Annotated in this window: 16 protein-coding genes; 7 read left to right on the top strand and 9 right to left on the bottom strand. The window is 57.1% G+C overall.

Annotated elements, in window-relative coordinates:
* Positions 1-30: 30 nt before the first annotated feature.
* The 3 genes from cgtA to rplU form a co-directional block, all read right to left on the bottom strand.
* A complete protein-coding gene (cgtA, locus tag VSQ83_RS03040; RefSeq protein WP_019824019.1) occupies positions 31-1,257 on the bottom strand; it encodes an Obg family GTPase CgtA in 1,227 nt (408 codons plus the stop codon).
* Between the two features lie 197 nt (positions 1,258-1,454).
* Entirely contained in the window at positions 1,455-1,730 is a 276-nt protein-coding gene (rpmA, locus tag VSQ83_RS03035) for a 50S ribosomal protein L27 (RefSeq protein ID WP_003443913.1), read from the bottom strand.
* Between the two features lie 34 nt (positions 1,731-1,764).
* The gene (rplU, locus tag VSQ83_RS03030; protein WP_003443915.1) at positions 1,765-2,079 is read right to left on the bottom strand and encodes a 50S ribosomal protein L21; all 315 of its coding nucleotides are present in this window, start codon (positions 2,077-2,079) and stop codon (positions 1,765-1,767) included.
* A gap of 241 nt (positions 2,080-2,320) precedes the next feature.
* On the opposite strand from rplU, the gene VSQ83_RS03025 reads away from it, so the two are divergent.
* The 3 genes from VSQ83_RS03025 (at position 2,321) to VSQ83_RS03015 (ending at position 4,220) form a co-directional block, all read left to right on the top strand.
* Positions 2,321-3,289 (top strand): polyprenyl synthetase family protein, encoded by a 969-nt coding sequence (locus VSQ83_RS03025; RefSeq protein ID WP_133078596.1) that lies wholly within the window; start codon positions 2,321-2,323, stop codon positions 3,287-3,289.
* A gap of 121 nt (positions 3,290-3,410) precedes the next feature.
* A complete protein-coding gene (locus VSQ83_RS03020; RefSeq protein WP_016779415.1) occupies positions 3,411-3,752 on the top strand; it encodes a zinc ribbon domain-containing protein YjdM in 342 nt (113 codons plus the stop codon).
* Between the two features lie 195 nt (positions 3,753-3,947).
* The gene (locus tag VSQ83_RS03015) at positions 3,948-4,220 is read left to right on the top strand and encodes a PA4570 family protein (protein ID WP_133078597.1); all 273 of its coding nucleotides are present in this window, start codon (positions 3,948-3,950) and stop codon (positions 4,218-4,220) included.
* Between the two features lie 62 nt (positions 4,221-4,282).
* On the opposite strand, the gene VSQ83_RS03010 is transcribed toward VSQ83_RS03015, so the two are convergent.
* Together VSQ83_RS03010 and VSQ83_RS03005 are read right to left on the bottom strand one after the other, a co-directional pair.
* The gene (locus VSQ83_RS03010; protein WP_019824026.1) at positions 4,283-4,900 is read right to left on the bottom strand and encodes an FKBP-type peptidyl-prolyl cis-trans isomerase; all 618 of its coding nucleotides are present in this window, start codon (positions 4,898-4,900) and stop codon (positions 4,283-4,285) included.
* Between the two features lie 143 nt (positions 4,901-5,043).
* On the bottom strand, positions 5,044-5,532 hold the full coding sequence (locus tag VSQ83_RS03005; RefSeq protein WP_019824027.1) for a TIGR00645 family protein: 489 nt from the start codon (positions 5,530-5,532) through the stop codon (positions 5,044-5,046).
* 142 nt (positions 5,533-5,674) lie between these two features.
* Between VSQ83_RS03005 and VSQ83_RS03000 the strand changes: the two genes are divergently transcribed.
* A complete protein-coding gene (locus VSQ83_RS03000) occupies positions 5,675-7,507 on the top strand; it encodes a hypothetical protein (protein ID WP_326425249.1) in 1,833 nt (610 codons plus the stop codon).
* Positions 7,508-7,517: 10 nt separating this feature from the next.
* Here the strand turns inward: VSQ83_RS03000 and VSQ83_RS02995 are convergent, their stop codons facing one another.
* The gene (locus tag VSQ83_RS02995) at positions 7,518-7,835 is read right to left on the bottom strand and encodes a PA4575 family protein (protein ID WP_019824029.1); all 318 of its coding nucleotides are present in this window, start codon (positions 7,833-7,835) and stop codon (positions 7,518-7,520) included.
* Between the two features lie 223 nt (positions 7,836-8,058).
* Positions 8,059-10,497 (bottom strand): Lon protease family protein, encoded by a 2,439-nt coding sequence (locus VSQ83_RS02990; RefSeq protein ID WP_133078599.1) that lies wholly within the window; start codon positions 10,495-10,497, stop codon positions 8,059-8,061.
* 273 nt (positions 10,498-10,770) lie between these two features.
* On the opposite strand from VSQ83_RS02990, the gene VSQ83_RS02985 reads away from it, so the two are divergent.
* The 3 genes from VSQ83_RS02985 to VSQ83_RS02975 all read left to right on the top strand — a co-directional run bounded on the left by VSQ83_RS02985 (position 10,771) and on the right by VSQ83_RS02975 (position 13,501).
* Positions 10,771-11,259, top strand: a complete 489-nt coding sequence (locus VSQ83_RS02985) for a DUF3015 domain-containing protein (RefSeq protein WP_019824032.1) — start codon at positions 10,771-10,773, stop codon at positions 11,257-11,259.
* Positions 11,260-11,337: 78 nt separating this feature from the next.
* A complete protein-coding gene (locus VSQ83_RS02980; protein ID WP_326398525.1) occupies positions 11,338-13,191 on the top strand; it encodes an Lnb N-terminal periplasmic domain-containing protein in 1,854 nt (617 codons plus the stop codon).
* A 16-nt stretch (positions 13,192-13,207) separates the two neighbouring features.
* Positions 13,208-13,501, top strand: coding sequence for a chorismate mutase (locus VSQ83_RS02975; RefSeq protein ID WP_133078602.1), 294 nt, complete (start codon positions 13,208-13,210; stop codon positions 13,499-13,501).
* Positions 13,502-13,613: 112 nt separating this feature from the next.
* Here the strand turns inward: VSQ83_RS02975 and gdhA are convergent, their stop codons facing one another.
* Positions 13,614-14,951 carry an NADP-specific glutamate dehydrogenase gene (gdhA, locus tag VSQ83_RS02970; RefSeq protein ID WP_133078603.1) on the bottom strand — a complete coding sequence of 446 codons (1,338 nt, stop codon included), beginning with the start codon at positions 14,949-14,951 and terminating at the stop codon, positions 13,614-13,616.
* A 277-nt stretch (positions 14,952-15,228) separates the two neighbouring features.
* Positions 15,229-16,896 (bottom strand): energy-dependent translational throttle protein EttA, encoded by a 1,668-nt coding sequence (gene ettA, locus VSQ83_RS02965; RefSeq protein WP_133078604.1) that lies wholly within the window; start codon positions 16,894-16,896, stop codon positions 15,229-15,231.
* Positions 16,897-16,991 lie beyond the last annotated feature (95 nt).

The following is a 16,991-nucleotide window of genomic DNA, read 5'->3' as shown; positions in this document are numbered from 1 at the left end:
TTGAGCGGCGCTGTAGTTTACTGCAACGAATCAGTCGCGGACGTAAATGATTTCAGGACCATCATCGTCTTCAACGTCTTCTTCATCCCAGTCATCGTCGCCGATGTCGTGGACACTCTTCACGCCGCTGCGGCGCAGGGCACGCTTGTCATCCAGCGCTTGCAACTGCGCACGCGCCTCATCTTCGATGCGCTGATCAAGCTCAGCCAACTCTTCCTTGTAGGCCGGGTCATTGGCCAGACGGTCAGCACGATCTTCCAGATAACGCATGATGTCGTGGCACAGCTTGTCGGTACCGATTTTGGCGATGGCCGAAATCACGTAAACCGGACCCGTCCATTCCAGACGATCGACCACTTCTTTAACACGCGCATCATGCTCGTCTTGCGGCAACGAATCGCACTTGTTCAAGACCAACCAACGATCACGCTCAGCCAGAGACGGGCTGAACTTGGTCAGCTCGTTGACGATGACTTCTGCGGTATCAGCAGCGCTTTCACTGCCTTCAACCGGCGCCATGTCGACGAGGTGCAGCAACAGACGGGTACGCGCCAAGTGCTTGAGGAAGCGAATCCCCAGGCCCGCACCATCAGAAGCACCTTCGATCAAGCCGGGAATATCGGCAATCACAAAGCTCTTCCAGCGATCCACGCTGACCACACCCAGGTTTGGCACCAACGTGGTGAACGGATAATCCGCCACCTTTGGCTTGGCCGCAGACACCGAACGAATAAAGGTACTTTTACCGGCATTCGGCAAGCCCAGCAGACCAACGTCAGCCAGCACTTTCAGCTCCAGTTTCAGGTCACGCTGCTCACCCGGCTTACCCGGAGTGGTCTGGCGTGGAGCCCGGTTGGTACTGGATTTGAAACGGGTGTTGCCCAGACCGTGCCAACCACCATGAACCACCAGCAAACGCTGGCCGGCCTTGGTCAGGTCGCCGATGATTTCCTGAGTACCCGCATCGATCACCGTGGTGCCGACCGGAACACGCAGCTCCAGATCCTCACCCTTGCGACCCGTGCAATCTGCACTGCCGCCGTTCGAGCCGCGCTGGGCATCGAAGTGACGGGTGTAGCGGTAATCAACCAGGGTGTTGAGGTTTTCGTCGGCGATCATGTAGATCGAGCCGCCGTCACCACCATCACCACCGTTCGGACCACCGTTTTCGATGAATTTCTCACGACGGAAGCTCATGCAACCGTTACCACCGTCGCCTGCTTTTACTTTGATCGATACTTCATCAACAAACTTCATAACAAAACACGCCTCTCGTCATCAGGACGAGCCGATAAAAACCAAGACATAAGACTCTTGCAAAAATGAGCGCAGCGACCTCAATCAACGACCGTAAAATCCAGCGCCAGCAGCCCATACAAACAGTTTTGCAAGAGACTCACCCCACAAACGAAAAAGCCCCGTCGCAAGACAGGGCTCTTCCAGCTACCAAGCTATTACGCCGCGACGACTGCAGTCTTCGGAACGATGCTTACATAGCGACGACCGAAGGCGCCTTTAACCTGGAACTTGATCACGCCTTCCACTTTCGCGAACAGGGTGTGATCTTTGCCCATACCAACGCCGTAGCCAGCGTGGAATTGGGTGCCGCGCTGACGCACGATGATGTTGCCCGGAATGATAGCCTGGCCGCCATACATCTTCACGCCAAGGCGTTTGGCTTCTGAGTCGCGACCGTTACGGGTACTACCACCAGCTTTTTTGTGTGCCATGAGTCAATTCTCCTAGTGAGGAATTAGGCTGAAATTAAGCCTGAATACCGGTGATTTTGATCTCGGTGTACCACTGGCGGTGGCCCATACGCTTCATGTGGTGCTTACGACGACGGAACTTGATGATGCGGATTTTATCGTGACGACCTTGGGAGATCACTTCAGCAACAACAGTGGCGCCAGGAACAACTGGAGCGCCGATGTTCACGTCATCGCCATTGGCGACCAACAGAACGCGATCAAAAGTTACGGATTCGCCGGTAGCGATTTCCAGTTTTTCGATCTTCAGGTATTCACCTGGAGCTACTTTGTATTGCTTGCCACCAGTAACGATTACTGCGTACGACATGGTATTTCTCCGATAATCCTGCTCACCCAGCGCTTTATAGGTAAAGGTATTGGCTGGCATGGCTGCATGGGGCTGGAACGGCCCAAGTGCAATTGCGTAAGGCAGGTGCTGCCCAGGAAGTTCAGGGTGCGCGATTGTACGCAAGCCATGCCGGGGTTGCAAGAGGCCGTCTATCGCGCCTTGACAGGCCCAGCCCCCCGACCTAGCATGCCGCGCAACCCTTCTGGAGCACCTGTCGCTGATGCAACCCCAAGCTTTCTACCGCGCGGTGGCGGACGATTTTAGCGCCGTCGATGGCATCATCAAGAAGCAGCTGACTTCACGCGTACCGCTGGTCTCAAAAATCGGCGACTACATTACTTCAGCCGGCGGCAAACGCCTGCGTCCTTTATTAGTGCTGCTGTGCGGCAAGGCCCTTGGCCGCGAAGGCGACGATATGCGCCTGCTGGCCGCGACCATCGAGTTCCTGCACACCGCCACCCTGCTGCACGACGACGTGGTCGACATGTCGGGCATGCGCCGTGGACGCAAAACAGCCAATGCAACGTGGGGCAACGCGCCCAGCGTTCTGGTTGGCGACTTCCTCTATTCGCGCTCCTTCGAAATGATGGTTGAGCTGGGCTCGATGCCAGTGATGAAAATCCTGTCGCAAGCCACCCGCATCATTGCCGAAGGCGAAGTGTTGCAGTTGTCCAAAGTGCGCGATGCCAGCACCACTGAAGAAACCTATATGGAAGTCATTCGCGGCAAAACCGCGATGCTCTTCGAGGCTTCGACCCACAGTGCCGCAGCACTGGCCGGTGCCACGCCAGAACAAAGCGAAGCGTTGCGAACCTTTGGCGATCACCTGGGCGTAGCGTTCCAGTTGGTGGATGACCTGCTCGACTACCGCGGCGACGCCGAAACCCTGGGCAAGAACGTCGGTGACGATCTGGCCGAAGGCAAGCCGACACTGCCACTGATCTACACCATGCGCGAAGGCACACCTGAACAGGCAGCCCTGGTGCGCAAGGCCATCCAGAAAGGTGGCATTGAAGACCTGGAGAGCATTCGTGCCGCCGTTGAGGCCTCCGGCTCGCTGGAGTACACCGCTCAACTGGCTCGTGACTACGTAGCCCGCGCAATTGTTTGCCTTCAAGCCCTGCCGCCAAGCGAATACCGCGACGCACTGGTTGAGCTGAGCGAATTTGCAGTAGCGCGCACGCACTGACTGCCTGTGGGAGCGGGCTTGCTCGCTCCCACACGGTCAATCTGCCCCGCCATTCCCCGCCCCGCACTAAAACCCTATATAATGCGCGCCTTTTAGCCATCCTGACTCTTAAGGAGCTTTAGTGAGCACGTTGCCGCCCTGCCCAAAATGCAATTCCGAATACACCTACGAAGACGGCGCCCAGCTGATCTGCCCGGAATGCGCCCATGAGTGGTCTGCCAATGGCGTAGCGGAAGAAGCCAGCGATGAAAAAGTCTACAAGGACTCCGCAGGCACTGTACTGACCGACGGCGACACCATCACCGTCATCAAGGACCTGAAAATCAAGGGCACGTCCCTGGTGGTCAAAGTGGGCACCAAGGTCAAAAACATTCGCCTGTGCGATGGCGACCACGATATCGATTGCAAGATCGACGGTATCGGCCCCATGAAACTCAAATCCGAGTTCGTGCGTAAAGTCTGATCCAGTTGCTTTCCTTCCTGCGTTTAGCGCAGGAAGGTGCAACTTCCCTCGCAACACTCCCGCGCAATATCAAAAAGCCAGCAACCTTGATCCGCAGCAGCTCTAACGCACAAAGACGATAAATCCGCCAATAGGCACTTGCTATTAATTGAATAAGAATTATTCTCATTGGTATTCATCAAGGAGATGACGACCATGACTTATTTAATTGATGCCTGGCTGGACCGTCCACACCCCTATCTGCGAATCCTGCATCGGGAAACCGGGGAAGTCTGTGCGGTACTGGAAGAAGAAGCGCTGAACGAACTGCAGGACCAGGGCGACCTGGATTTCAGCGGGCTCAACTCAAGCGAACCGGTAGTGCTCAAGGAGCTGGTGCGCAATTTGTTTCTATTTTGCTACGCCCGGGCATTGCGCCCTTGCGGCACGACTGACACTCATCAGCACCACGCCAAAATACACATATGACGTGGCCGGTGCAGCTGCGGGTTTGCCAGCAAACCCGCAGCCAACGTTAAAGCACCGGGTTCTTACAGAACGTCCAGCAGCTCAACGTCGAATACCAGCACGCTGTGCGGAGCAATGCTGCCAACGCCTTGGGCGCCGTAAGCCAGTTCGCTCGGCACGTAGATGCGCCATTTGCTGCCGGCGTTCATCAGTTGCAGGGCTTCAGTCCAACCGGCAATCACGCCGCCAACCGGAAACTCAGCTGGCTGACCACGATCGTAGGAGCTGTCAAACACAGTGCCGTCGATCAGGGTGCCGTGGTAGTGAACACGTACAGTGTCTTCACGGGATGGCTTGGCGCCTTCACCTGCAGTCACAACTTCAAATTGCAAGCCGGAAGCCAGGGTGGTGATGCCGTCTTTCTTGGCGTTTTCAGCCAGAAATGCCTTGCCTTCGCCTGCAGCAGCTTCTGCCTTGGCAGCCGCTTCAGCTTGCATGATCTCGCGGATCACTTTGAAGCTGGCCGACATTTCTTCCTGACCTACACGGCTTTCCTTGCCCGCGAAAGCGTCAGTCAGGCCAGCCAGGATTGCATCCAGGCTGATGCCCGGTGGCGGGTTGTCGCGCAGTTGGTCGCCCAGCTGACGGCCAATGCCATAGCTAACACGAGTTTCGTCGGTCGACAGATTTACTTCGGACATAACACTGCTCCGCTGTGGGGGTGCCCGGAAAATGCCACGTTAACCGCAGCCCCCGAACACCCGGAACCAAAAAAGGGCCAGCAGACTACCACAGCCCCCAAAGCCTTCGCAGCCCGGGTTCGTGTGCGCACACAGGCTTGGGGTCAGTGTTTGGTCAATTTATCCAGATAGCCCATCGCAAAGGCCGATACCACAAAGGTCATATGAATGATCACGTACCACATCAGGTACTCGGTCTCGATATTGCGCGCATCCATGAACACTCGCAGCAGGTGAATCGAGGAGATCGCCACGATCGACGCTGCCACTTTCATCTTCAGCGAGGTTGAGTCCATGGTGCCCAGCCAGCTGAGTTTCTCCTTGTGGTCGTCGATATCCAGTTGCGAGACGAAGTTCTCGTAGCCGGAAATCATCACCATCACCAACAGGCCGCCCACCAGCGCCATGTCGATCAGCGACAAAATGACCAGGATCAAATCCGACTCACTTAACGCGAACACGTTGGGGATTACGTGAAACACTTCCTGAAAGAACTTCAACGCCAAAGCCAACAGACCCAGCGAGAGCCCGAAGTAAATAGGCGCCAGAATCCAGCGCGAGGCGTACATTGCGTTTTCGATAAAGCGTTCCATTGAATCTCACAGGAATTAAAAAAATGGGCGCGAGTATATCAGTGAGAAAACCGCATAGTTAAAGGCTTCGAAACAGCCTGTAAAAACATTTTCTGCTAGTGTCCTCCTCTCAAGCATTGTTTACGGACAGGAAAACCGAACCATGGATCTGCGATTTCCCTTGGCCTGTTTTGGGTTTTCGATGGCTGTGCTCGCCATTGCCGGCTGCTCGCCTGACGACGAACACCAGCAGGCCACTCTGGAAGAACGCAGTGCTGCGTTTGAACAGAGCCTGGACACCATCAAGGATCAACAGCTCAAAGATGCAATCGCCGACCTGGGCGGTTCTTTGCTGTTGCTGGAGCGTGCGCGCCTCAAGCTTCAAGACAAACCCATCGAGACCGAATACGCCACGGACGACCTTGCACTGCTCAAGCACTACCCCAGCAGCCAGGCGTTAAGCGATACCTATATCAACGGTCTGTTTGTGCTGCGTAAAAACTCCAGCTCCGATTACTTGACGGACCTGGAACCCGTCTTCCCGTTCCCGCTCAATAGCGCGTCCGAATTCCCGTTCCCCCACGCGCTGGAATGGCAGTCCGTGACCCTGAGCAACAAGCAGGTGGTGCCCTTTGCTCCCGAGTGGTCTGAAACCGATCCAGGCATCCAGCTAAGCCCCTCCAGCGCCAACCTGAGCAACCCGGACGACCTGACCGTCACTTACCCCTACATTGACGGGCTTGAGGTCGAGAACACTCGACAGCCTCAACCCCTGATCCTGCATGGCAAAGTGGAAGTGATCGCGCCAGGCAAGGTGGTCAACTTCAACCTGAATGCCAAGGATGTGGGCAAAACCCGTACCGACGGCACAATCAGCGTGACCCTGCTGACGCTGGGTCAAAACTATGCCGAAGTGGATATCGTCAACAGCGCCCCGCTGGCAGAACAGGTACGAGATACCCCGCTCAACCCGCTGATCATCCAGGCCCGCGACCACTCCGGACAGTTTCTGTCGCGCTCGGGTTCGATTAACGAAAACGCCGAACAACTGGCCTTTTATCAGCAGCAACTGGCCGAAATGCTCAAGCAAACCGCCTGGAGCGAGGCTTTTGAGCAGCAACTGGATAACGAGCAACAAGCCTTTGAGCAAAAGCACCCTCACCACTACAGCAAGGTGTACTTCAACGGCACGGTAGAGAGTGTCGATATCAACGTGCTCGATTTCTCCACGGCCAATGTCACCCGCAAATCCCTCGACCTGCCAGTGCTCAAGCTCGACAAAAACGTGGTGGGCAAAGAGATTCAGGCGCTCCCGATCAACGTTGTGGTGTATGACGACCAGGCCGCCAACTACCTCAAGAACGCCACCCTTGACCCGGAGCAACTGGAAAAGAGCGTGGTGATCAGCCAGTCAGTGGACGATGCCAGCGCGGCAACCCTTGAGTTCAGCCACCCGGCCACCTTCAACGACGAAATGCTCGGGGCGCTCCCGCAAAAATCCGACGCACCCGTGACCTTCTTTGCCGAAGATGAAAATGGCAACCGCAGCGAGCCGCTCGAACTGCCCATCGAAGCCTTTGATGTGGACCCCAACGCGGGTGTCATCACCTACGACCTGAACCTGTTCCCCGAAACACCGGCCTATGCGGTTGGCTCAATCCCGCTGTTTATCGCGGACATAGACAAGCAGGTACTGGATGTCGCCCACCTGCCCAAAGGCCTTGAGCTCAAAGGCAATACCCTGATCGTTGATCAAAAATTGTTCCCGGAAGAAGCCTGGCGCTTTTATGCAAAAGACGGCACGGGTAACTACCTGAAGGAAGTGTTAGCTGTCAGCCATAGCGCCGAGCCAGATGGCCCGCCAGTGTTCGACGTGCATTACTTTTATGGTCAGCCGACTCAACTTGAAAGCTATGCACGCACAACCCTGAACCCTGTCGAATATGGGTTTGAAGTCAAACTCGACAAAGCTGCGCCAGCCAGCACACCCCAATAAAACCGCCGTTTTAGTGGGACGCGCTGCAGCGCCCGCCATTGATCTGACGCAACTGGGCCTGCACATGCAGGCACCAGATCTGCGGATCGTCCGCGAGCCGATAACCGTGCAGCGTCAGGCTTTCAACGATTGATTCAAGAATGGTTTCGGCCACGAAAGGCCCTGGGAACGGGCCTTGCGCCTTGATTGTAGAGGGCTGCTCACCTGCCAGACCTGCAGCAAAGAGAAGCGTCCACATCCCGTTATTGCCTGCCAGCGGTCGAATGCTGCATTCAATACGAGTCACCAGGCCCAAGCATTGGCGAGTAAGGCAAAGGTTGCGCGACATGGCGGCGACCCTCGATAGATCCTGTCTTCAGCCGCACACTACGGGCTGCATCGTCCGGTGACGACAGTGGAGTCCATGCCCTGAGAATAGAAGAAAAAGCGCATAAGAAAAGTCGCCAATGACCAACGGCTTATTCGATTGGTATCGGTGATTTGTGGGAGCGGGCTTGCTCGCGATTGGATCGCGAGCAAGCCCGCCCCCACACATGACATCTTTCAGGGGGTCAGGCCGGTTTCTTTGCTGCCAGGGCCTCAGCCAGCAACTCTTTCTCGGCCTCCTTGAGGTCGTCGTCGTTGATCATTTCAGCGATCACCCGCAACCGCTCTACCACGCGCGCATTGACGCTGCCTTCAGGGAACTGGCCCTCTTCATCCGGCTCACCGGCAGGCTCACCCACCAACAGGCTCAACGCTTCATCGGCCTGACGCACCGCATACACGTGGAACTTGCCATCACGCACCGCCTGCAGCACCTTCTCATCCAGCATCAGGGTCGCCACGTTGGCCTGCGGGATAATTGCCCCCTGCTCGCCTGTAAGCCCCCGCGCTTCACAGAGTCGGAAGAAGCCCTCGATCTTCTCGTTGACCCCGCCCACCGCCTGCACTTCACCAAACTGGTTGATGGAACCGGTGATGGCAAAACACTGTTTGAGTGGCGTTTTGGACAGCGCCGAAATCAACGTACAGGCCTCACCCAGCGAGGCACTGTCGCCATCGACATAACCGTAGGACTGTTCCAGCGCGATACTGGCTGAAATCGCCAGCGGGAATTCCTGTGCATAACGGCTGCCCAGGTACCCGGTCAAAATCATCACGCCCTTGGAGTGAATCGGCTGACCCAGGTTAACTTCACGCTCGATATCGACGATACCGCTGCCACCCGGATACACCGTGGCGGATATCCGCGCAGGTACACCAAAGGCCGAGTCGCCGACTTCCAGCACGGTCAGGCCGTTGCACTTGCCCACGGCCGCGCCATCGGTGTCGATGAGAATTATCCCTGCCAGCATGTCATCAAGAATGCGCGCCGACACTCGACCGGTACGCGTGGCCTTGGCCTTGAGCGCACGCTCGATATGGCCGGCATCGGTCATCTCATCGCCCGCCAGGTGACGAATGAAATCCGCCTCGCTGACCAGCTGGAACAGATCACCGATACGCGCCGACAAACGACCCTGATGCTCGGCCAGGCGTGCGCTGTAGGTCGCCAGACGCGCTACCGCATCGGCGGTCAGCGGCGCCATGCCTTCTTCTGAAGTCCGGGTGGTCAGCAACTGAGCGAACTGCTCAAGGCTTTCATCGACCATCGGGATGTCTTCGTCGAAGTCCACCAGCACCCGGAACATCTCCTGGAAGTCCGGATCAAGGTCCTGCAGCGTGTAATACAGCTGGCGGGCACCAATGATCACGACCTTGACCTGCAAGGGAATGACTTGCGGATTGAGGGTGACGGTCGCCAGACGGCCCATCTCGCCCAGCGGGGACTCCATCTTCAACTTGCGCGATTGCAGGGCACGCTTCAGGGCATCCCACACAAAGGGCTCACTGAGCATTTTCTCGGCTTCAAGAATCAAAAACCCACCGTTGGCACGATGCAGCGCGCCCGGGCGCAACTGCCGGTACGTGGTGTAAAGCGCGCCCTGGTCAGTGCTGTACTCAATACGACCGAACAGGTTGTCATACGTGGGGTGCGGCTCAAACACTACCGGCGCACCACCGCTCAGCGGCTGGCCTACCACCAGGCTGGGCAGGTACTGCTCTTCGAGCAACTTGCGGGCCTGGGCGTCGGTCTTGCTGTCGTCGACCAATTGCTCGACCACGGTTTTCAGCAAGTACACCTGCATGGCTTGCAGATAACCGCAGACCGCACCATTTTCGGCGTACTTCTGCGACAACGGCGACAGCAACGGCTGCAACGCCAGGGTGATGGTTTCTTCGTTCAGTTGGCGCAGCTGATTGTTCGACTCGCGCTTCCATTGCGGCAGGCTGGCCAGTTCTTCGTTCAGCCGCTCTTCCAGTCCGGAAATATCCTCATGGAAGCGCTCTCGCTCAACCTCAGGCAATTGCGAAAACTCGGCCTCATCCAGCGCCTTGCCATCACTCATCGGCGTGAAGGCCACGTTGCTGCTGTCGCGATACAACGCAACGCCTTTTTCCAGCGCCAGCCGCTCGATCACATCCAGCGCCCGGTCGTACCGCTGATTGAAGCCCCGATCGATCGCGCTTTTGCGCTGTTGATACGTCGGGTGCTCAAACACCGCCGGAAAGGTCGCCAGCAGGTTGTCGATCAGGTGGTTGATATCGGCAATAAATGCACCCGCGCTGCTCGAAGGCAGTTCCAGGGCACGTGGCTCACGGGGCTCGTCAAAATTATTGACGTACACCCAATCGCTCGGGGACTTCAGGCGCTTGCCCTCGGCCTTGAGGTAGCGTTTGACGAATGAGAAGCGGCCCGTACCCGGCTCGCCCATCACAAATACGTTGTAACCCGGACGTGGCATGGCCACGCCAAACTGCAGGGCTTCGACCGCACGCTCCTGGCCGAGAATGCCGCGAAAAGGTTCTAAATCATTGGTATTCGAGAAGCTGAACTGTTCAGCAGAGAAAGGACGGGTTAGCGCATCAGGCGCTAGACGCAAGCTGGTGGCAACAGAATCAGGCATCGGGCTTCCTTACATCGGGCGGGGCAGATGGCAGCATTCTGGCGCTGGCTGTACATCACTGGCAAGGCGTACAACACGGGAAAGTTCACCCCATCGTATTTACGGGCAAAAAATGTGCATCAACAGAGATTGTTTTACAAAAAACCACGGAACCTGCCGATCGTGCCTAGACTCCAAGCTGTTACGCGGCTGGAAGGCATAACCGGCTCGTACTGGCGCTTCAGGGCCAGAAACCCTTGTCCATTGGTTGCACACATATAGAGAACAAAGCTTATGAAACGGATTCTTCTCGGTACTCTCTTTACAGTTGTTTCCCTCAATGCCATGGCGCAAGCCCCGGGCGGTCCGAACTGCGGTTGGGGCAACATGCTGTTTGAAGGTCAGCGCGGCACCCCTGCACACTTCCTGGCATCCACCACCAACGGCACGTCCGGTAACGCCACCTTCGGCATGACCTCCGGCACCAACGGCTGTACGACCAAGGACGCCCTGACCTACGGCGGCAAATCGTGGATTGCCATGAATGGCATGATCAACGAACTGTCCGAAGACATGGCCAAAGGCAATGGCGAAGCACTGACCACCTACGCGGTGGTACTGGGCGTCGCCCCTGAAGATCGCGCGCATTTTGCCGCCGTCACCCACGAGCACTTCCAGCAAATCTTCAGCAAGGCCGATGTAACGGCTGAAGATGTTCACAACAACACCCTGGCTATCCTCAAAGGCGATGCCCGCCTGGCCAAATACGCCACTGCTGCGTAGTAAATGAGATCTGCCCGCTCCTCTGGGAGCGGGTATTCTCCTGCGTCACCCCTCTTCGTCTGACAACAGTTGCCGAACATGCTCAAACGCCTTGCCTATCTGGCGCTCTGTGCCTGCGCCCCGCTGTATGCCGCACCCCATATCGACGATCAACGTATTCAGCAGTTGGCCAACGACCCGTTCTGGATCTCTCTGGGACACTATGAAGCCGGCAAGTTGAGCGGCTGGCGCAGCTATGTCAGCGACGACAAATTCTTTCTGGCCCCCGACGGCGCCCATCACCCGGACGCCGAACTGCGTGCCACCGTCCAGGCCTTGTATTCGCCCTTGAGCCTGGGGGACAAACACCCGCAGTGCGTGTACCCGGCCCGCACCCGCTGGCTCAAGGCCCAGTTGAACCTGACCGACCTGCCCAAGGCCGAATGCGCAGAGTTCACGCAATGGTTCAAGGACGTTGCACCGCACAGCACGGTGATGATTTTCCCGGCGGCCTACCTGAACAGCCCGTCCTCGATGTTCGGCCACACCTTGTTGCGTATCGACCAGGCCGATGTGCAGAACAACAAGACCGCCCTGCTCAGCTACGCGATCAATTTCGGCGCCTACATTGAGGGTTCCGACAACAGCATTTTGTATGCCTGGAAGGGGTTGGCCGGTGGCTATCCCGGCCTGTTCGCGCTGGTGCCCTACCAGGAAAAGCTCTCCGAGTACCGCAGCCTCGAAAACCGTGACCTGTGGGAATACCGACTCAATCTGACTCCCGAAGAAACCCAGCGCATGGTCGAGCATGTGTGGGAGCTCAAACAGATCCAGTTCGACTATTTCTTCTTTGACGAAAACTGTTCGTATCGCCTGCTGGAGTTGTTGCAAGTGGCACGTCCCGGCTTGCAACTGACCACCCAGTTCCCGCTGACCGCGATCCCCACCGACACCGTCAAAGCGGTCAAGGAAGCGGGCTTGGTTGAAAGTATCGAATACCGCCCTTCCCGGGAACGTGAACTGCTGGATCGCGCCAAAACCCTCGATCCTGAGGAACAGCAATGGGTGCTGCAGATCAGCGCCGATCAGGCCCGGTTGCAAAACCCGACCTTCAAGGCGCTGCCAAAAGAACGCCAGGCGCTGATTATCGACGCCGCTTATCGTCTTGAACGCTACCGGGCAAACGGTCTCGAACGTGACCCGGCCCGCTCCCAGCGCAGCTTCGAACTGCTGCGCGCCATCAACCAGAATCCAGCTCCTGAACTGCAGGTCGAACAACCCGAGTTGCCCGAAAACGGCCACGAATCGCGCACCTGGCAACTGGGGGCCGGTAGCCGTGACGACAAGGCCTTTGCCGAGTACGGCCTGCGCATGGCTTACCACGACTTGAACGACAACGCGCCCGGCTTTCCGCTGGGCGCGCAGATTGAAATCCTGCAACTCAAGCTGCGCCAGTACGAAGGTAACAAGTGGCAAGTTCAGCAACTGGACCTGGCCAACATTCGCTCCCTGACCCCGCGTAACGACTTGCTGCAACCCTGGTCCTGGCAAGTGGGCGGCGGGCTGGAACGGGTGCTGGGCAAGCATGGCGATGAAAGCCTGGTCAGCCACGTCAATGGGGGCGCGGGCGGCACCTGGCAGTTGGGCGAAAACCTGCTGGGCTTTGCCCTCGGCACCCTGCGCGTGGAGCACAACAACGATTTCGCCGCCTTTGTTTCACCGGCAGCGGGGTTTAACACAGGGCTTCTCTGGCGCAATCCGGTGGGCAACCTGAGTCTTGAAGCCAAAGGTGATTACTTCACCAACGGTGAAGTCCGCCGCAGCCTCAGCCTGAACCAGCAATGGGAAGTTTCGCGCAATCTGGGCCTGCGACTGAGTGCACAACGTGAGTTCAGCAAGCTGACCTCACCCGTCAACGAAGTGATGCTGGAGTTGAAGTGGTATCACTACTGAAAGGAGGTTTTAAGACATGGCTGTTAACTACGATTCCCTTGAACAGGTACGCGAGAAAATCGACGGGCTGGATCGCCAGATTGTCGGCTTGATCGCCGAACGGGGTGCCTGCGTATCGCAAGCGGCGCTGTTCAAAAAAGACAGCGATGCGGTCAGGGCGCCGCAACGGGTTGAGCAGGTGATTGCAAAAGTCCGGGCGCTGGCCTCAGAACTGGGCGCTAACCCGAACGTCACCGAAGAAGTTTACCGCGCCATGATTGCAGCCTTTATCGAGCAAGAACTGGCTGAGCACAAGGCGCTTGCCAACTAGATAGAGACCGTGTAGGGCGGGCTTGCTCGCGATTGGATCGACGTGATGCAACTGATACACCGCGTCGCTTGCATCGCGAGCAAGCCCGCTCCCACAGAAGAACGGAACCGGCTTACACCACGCCCTGGGCCAGCATCGCGTCAGCGACTTTCACGAAGCCCGCAATGTTCGCGCCTTTGACGTAGTTGATCCGACCGTTTTCTTCGCCGTAGTGAACGCACGCATGGTGGATCGACTGCATGATGTTATGCAGTTTGCTGTCGACCTCTCCTGCCGTCCACAGCAGGCGCATGGCGTTTTGCGACATTTCCAGACCGCTCACCGCCACGCCGCCGGCATTGGATGCCTTGCCCGGTGCAAACAAGATACCGGCCTCGATAAACAGATCGACCGCTTCGAGGGTAGTCGGCATGTTCGCGCCTTCTGCCACGCACACACAGCCATTGCTCAACAGTGTACGGGCCGCTTCAGCGTCCAGTTCGTTCTGAGTGGCGCATGGCAATGCGATGTCGCACGCCAGGCTCCACGGATGCTGGCCCGCCAGAAACTCCAGACCAAACTGCCCGGCCAATTCGCTGATACGACCGCGCTTGACGTTTTTGAGCTCCATCAGCGCTTCCCACTGCTCCTCACTCAAACCGGCTTCGCAGTACAACGTGCCTTCGGAGTCCGACAACGAGATCACTTTGCCGCCCAGGTCCATGACTTTGCGCGCCGCATACTGCGCCACGTTACCGGAGCCAGAGATCGCTACGCGCTTGCCATCGATACGCTGGCCGCTGCGCTTGAGCATTTCCTGCGCGAAGTACACACAACCAAAGCCGGTGGCTTCAGGGCGGATCAGGCTGCCGCCGTAGCTCATGCCCTTGCCGGTCAGCACCGAGGTGAACTGGTTGCTCAGGCGCTTGTACTGGCCAAACATAAAGCCGATTTCACGGGCGCCTACACCGATATCGCCTGCCGGCACGTCAACGTCCGAACCGATATGGCGGTACAGCTCGCTCATGAAGGCCTGACAGAAACGCATGACTTCAGCGTCGCTCTTGCCCTTGGGGTTGAAGTCAGAGCCGCCCTTGCCGCCGCCCATAGGCAACGAGGTCAGGGAGTTCTTGAAGGTTTGTTCGAACGCCAGGAACTTCAGAACGCCAAGGTTCACCGACGGATGGAACCGCAGACCACCCTTGTAAGGGCCAATGGCGCTGTTCATCTGGATACGGAAACCACGGTTAACCCGCACTTTGCCTTCATCATCAACCCAGGATACGCGGAACACGATCGCGCGCTCAGGTTCACAAATGCGCTCAAGAATGCCTGAAGTGAGGTAATGGGGATTGGCTTCAAGAAACGGCCACAAACTGCGCAGGACTTCTTCTACTGCCTGGTGGAATTCAGGCTGGTCCGGGTCACGTTTTTTCAGGCGGGCAAGGAACTGGTCGACGGATTCGATCATGGTTAATTCTCGGCAAATTTATTGTCGTTAAACAGAGATTGACCGGAACTTTATCAATTCATGTGGCACCGCGACAGCGCAAAATGTCGCAGTTCTGAATTTAAATGGTGCATTTATATAAATTAAACCGATTTCACGGGCTTTTGCGCACCAAAAAAAAGCTTCTTGTACTCACTTTTGCACCACTAAAAACCCACCTTCTGTTCCCACAGGGTCAGTATTGCTCTGCAAAAAAAACGGAGCCCCGAGGGGCTCCGTCTTTTCTTGCAAACCGGCCTTACTGGGCCAGTTTTTTGTGACGCACACGGTGCGGCTGAGTGGCCGCTTCGCCGAGGCGCTTTTTACGATCAGCTTCGTACTCGGTGTAGTTACCTTCAAAGAAGATTGCTTGCGAGTCGTCTTCGTACGCCAGGATGTGAGTCGCAACGCGGTCAAGGAACCACCGATCGTGAGAGATCACAATGGCGGCGCCAGGGAAGTCCAGCAGCGCTTCTTCGAGCGAACGCAGCGTCTCAACGTCAAGGTCGTTGGACGGTTCGTCGAGCAGCAGCACGTTGGCGCCCTCTTTCAAGGTCAGGGCCAGGTGCAGGCGACCACGCTCACCACCGGACAGGTCCTTGACGAACTTCTGCTGATCGCCACCTTTGAAGTTGAAACGACCTACATAGGTACGCGACGGGATTTCATAGTTACCGATGCGGATCACATCGGAACCGTCAGAAATCGCCTGGAACACCGTCTTGCTGCCGTCCAGATCGTCACGGCTCTGGTCCACGCACGCCAGTTGCACGGTTTCACCGACTTCGATGCTGCCCGAATCCGGCTGTTCCTTGCCCATCAGCATGCGGAACAAGGTCGACTTACCGGCACCGTTACCACCGATCACGCCAACGATGGCGCCTTTAGGCATCGCGAACGACAGGTTGTCGATCAACACGCGATCGCCGTAACCCTTGGACACGTTCTTGAACTCGATAACCTTGTCACCCAGGCGCGGACCAGCCGGGATGTAGATTTCGTTGGTCTCGCTGCGCTTCTGGAATTCCTGCGATTGCAGTTCCTCGAAACGCTGCAGACGAGCCTTGGACTTCGACTGACGCGCCTTGGCACCTTTACGGACCCATTCCAGCTCGTCTTTCATGGCCTTTTCATGGGCCGACTGCTGCTTGGATTCGGCAGCCAGACGATCGGACTTGGCTTCAAGCCAACCCGAATAGTTGCCCTCGTAAGGAATGCCCGCGCCACGGTCAAGCTCAAGGATCCAGCCCGCCACGTTATCCAGGAAGTAACGGTCGTGCGTAATCGCAACCACGGTACCCGGGAAGTCGTGCAGGAAGTGCTCAAGCCAGGCTACAGAGTCGGCATCCAGGTGGTTGGTTGGTTCGTCGAGCAGCAGCATGTCCGGGGCCGACAGCAGCAGGCGGCACAAGGCCACACGGCGCTTCTCACCACCCGACAGGTGCTCAACCTTGGCATCCCAGGCTGGCAAACGCAGGGCGTCGGCAGCGACTTCCAGCTGGCGCTCCAGGTTGTGACCGTCGCTCGCTTGCAGGATCGACTCAAGCTTGGCCTGTTCAGCAGCCAGCTTGTCAAAATCGGCATCCGGGTCTGCGTATTCGGCGTAAACCTGATCCAGGCGCGCTTGAGCGTCCTTGATGACGCTCACGGCTTCTTCAACCACTTCGCGCACGGTTTTGCTCGGATCCAGCTGCGGTTCCTGCGGCAGGTAACCGATGTTCAGGTCGGGCATCGGACGGGCTTCGCCGTCGAACTCGGTATCGACACCCGCCATGATTTTCAACAGGGTGGATTTACCCGAACCGTTCAAGCCGAGTACGCCAATCTTGGCGCCAGGGAAAAACGACAGGGAGATGTTTTTCAGGATTTCCCGCTTCGGCGGAACAACTTTGCTCAGCCGATGCATGGTGAAAACGTATTGAGCCATGGAGAACCTAGGGTCAGAGACGAGTGAATAAGGTGCGAGCAATGCCCGGATCAGGCCATAGCAGAAAGTCAGGGACTGATCGAAATCAATGCCTG

Origin of the sequence: Pseudomonas sp. DSV-1 (assembly GCF_035830915.1) — a bacterium.
Classification (GTDB): Bacteria; Pseudomonadota; Gammaproteobacteria; order Pseudomonadales; family Pseudomonadaceae; genus Aquipseudomonas.
Note: the sequence above shows the minus strand (reverse complement) of the source record. Positions and strands in the feature narration are given on the sequence as shown.